At 37.9% G+C, this 2321-nt stretch carries 4 protein-coding genes and 1 tRNA gene; 3 read left to right on the plus strand and 2 right to left on the minus strand.

The features are described from left to right. The first annotated feature begins 64 nt into the window (after nucleotides 1–64). The 3 genes from K737_RS11530 (at nucleotide 65) to K737_RS06140 (ending at nucleotide 1391) form a co-directional block, all read left to right on the plus strand. Nucleotides 65–193, plus strand: a complete 129-nt coding sequence (locus K737_RS11530; protein ID WP_268743839.1) for a hypothetical protein — start codon at nucleotides 65–67, stop codon at nucleotides 191–193. 221 nt (nucleotides 194–414) lie between these two features. Beyond that, nucleotides 415–1104, plus strand: coding sequence for a Bax inhibitor-1/YccA family protein (locus K737_RS06135; RefSeq protein WP_006289603.1), 690 nt, complete (start codon nucleotides 415–417; stop codon nucleotides 1102–1104). A gap of 2 nt (nucleotides 1105–1106) precedes the next feature. Further along, nucleotides 1107–1391 (plus strand): hypothetical protein, encoded by a 285-nt coding sequence (locus K737_RS06140; protein ID WP_006289604.1) that lies wholly within the window; start codon nucleotides 1107–1109, stop codon nucleotides 1389–1391. Between the two features lie 282 nt (nucleotides 1392–1673). Here K737_RS06140 and K737_RS06150 read toward each other — a convergent pair whose 3' ends face one another. Continuing rightward, the gene (locus K737_RS06150; RefSeq protein WP_023491515.1) at nucleotides 1674–2222 is read right to left on the minus strand and encodes a cell cycle transcriptional regulator TrcR; all 549 of its coding nucleotides are present in this window, start codon (nucleotides 2220–2222) and stop codon (nucleotides 1674–1676) included. Nucleotides 2223–2238: 16 nt separating this feature from the next. Next, nucleotides 2239–2313: transfer RNA gene (locus tag K737_RS06155), tRNA-Glu, on the minus strand. Nucleotides 2314–2321 lie beyond the last annotated feature (8 nt).

Below are 2321 nucleotides of genomic sequence, written 5' to 3' on the forward strand. Positions count from 1 at the left end.
CCCGCCTCTTTCAGGGGCAAGATAAACCGTTTTCCATTGAACAAAATAATGCTCGACATTGCCATTGGTTTGCAAGATTTCGCCCCCCCTTGCAAACACACGATCACTTGAGATGCTAGAGGGAACACTGCGTATTTTTGCGGCACTTCACGTTAATAAAACTTTGAAAATTAATCATGCTATCTTTGGTTAAAAGCCTCAAAAATAAAAAAATATATTTTTTATAATTTTTTTAATACTCTTGTTTTCTGAGGAGCAAAAAAACTGCTTATATAATATCAACTAAGCAATTGAGTAATTAAATTTTTTATTAACTAAAAGGAATTTGAATATGAATTTATTAAGATTTTGCCTAAAAGAAAAAAAATGCTATACTGAACGAGTGGAACTTAATACGTACGGAGACTTAAAATTATGTACTCTTTAAAGACATCTTCGCGTAATACCGCAGACACGGGATTACAAAAATTTTTAATGGGAATTTACAGCTATATGGCACTAGGGCTAGGGTTGACTGGAGTTGTTGGGTTTGCGATTAATGTTGCTCCCCCTGGAATTCGCTACTTCTTTCATAGTATTTCTCCAATCGTTGGCTTTTTGACATTAGGCTTGGTTTGGATTATGGGAAGCCGGATAGGACAAGCTACAGTGCAAAGAGCACAGACGTTGTTTTGGGTGTATGCAGCGCTCGTAGGCGTCAGTCTTGCTGGGTTTTTTCATCAGTTTTCTATACACGCAATCAGCCGCGCTTTTTTTGTGACTTCTTTCATGTTTGGGGGCGCAAGCGCTTTTGGGTATCTTACAAAAAAAGATTTAACCAGAATGGGGTCTTTTTTAATTATGGGAGCCTTAGGACTAGTTATAGCTTCTGTGATTAATATCTTTTTGGCAAGCAGCATAACAGATTTTGCGATCTCTATTTTAGGTGTGATTATTTTTACAGGACTTGCTGCTTATGATACGCAGGCGTTGAAAGATTTGTATTTTCGGTTACCCTTAGATACTTCTATTCGTGAACGTGCTTCGATTTTAGGAGCTTTGAATCTGTACTTAGACGTTTTGAACATGTTTTTGTACATGCTGCGCTTAGGAGATAGAGACTAGAGATGGAGTCTTCAGACAAGTTTCTCGAATTACAAGACGTAATTCGAGATCTGAATACGATTTTTCATCAAGCTATGGCGGATAAAGAATTAGCCGTGGCTTTGAAAAGTCGTGAGGTGCTGTTAAAAATTTTAAGCACTGAGGTTTTTAAAAAACGCCAAGAGGTTAAACCTCTTTTAGAGTGGACGAACGAAGAAATTCAGTCATTTATCTCTGACGCAGAGCGTCTTCATCGTCAGTCTGGAGATTCTTTTAAGACTGACGAATCGCTCCAGTTTAAAAGTTAAGTACCGTAAAAAGAAAAAGGTTTAATCAATCTAAAATGATTTTTAGGTCCTTTAATGATTATTACCACAAAGGGGGTACAAAAAAAACTAACAAGAACATTTCTATACTGTTTGGTAAAGGTTTCCTATATTCTTTCACAAAGAAAGGGGATGGGCGCCGCTTCCCTTCTTTCGTGCTTCAAAATAGACTGTGTTTTGCGAATGAAAGACAGGATATCGTCTTTTTTTTAAATCTTTTATTAAAGCAGCGCATGCATAGTCTGTTCCCTTTGAACTGAGTGACTATTTTTTAGCGTTCACTACTAAATTTTTATGATAAGAAGGGCTGCGCTCTTCACTTAAGGCAATCAACTGCTCTAAAGATTCCTGTGTACACAAACCTATCAAAACAGGATTTTTCGGTGTTAAACTCTTGATATCCCAATACATTCCAGAACGAATAGCATGAACGGTGCTTTTGGTGGTGGGAAGAAATTTAACAATATCGGTGTCTTTAAGGTCTGGATAAAACCGCACTAACCACAACACTCCATTTCGAATTTCTTTTCGTTTTGCCAAGCTTACGTAAGCTTTTCGTTTCTTTTGACAGGTGCCCACCTTTCGATTTAGCATCAATACAGCACTAGGATCTCCTTCACAACGAATAATTTCTTCTTTTGTAAGGTCCCCCAGCATAACTGGATCCATAGAAGCGATGTTCCCCTCGCCGTTGGCCAAAGCTTCTATCTGAAGCTCATGCATTCGACAAAATTCAGAAATTTGTTGAAATGTAAGTTTTGTATTATCAATCAACCATAAAGCAACTGCTTTTGCCATTAAAATTTTTTGCATTTTTATCCTGGTAAAATGGCATCTCCAGCGGGAATCGAACCCGCGCTACCGCCTTGAAAGGGCAGCGTCCTAACCGCTAGACTATGGAGACAACTATTT

This window comes from Holospora undulata HU1 (genome assembly GCF_000388175.3).
Taxonomy (GTDB): Bacteria; Pseudomonadota; Alphaproteobacteria; order Holosporales; family Holosporaceae; genus Holospora; species Holospora undulata_A.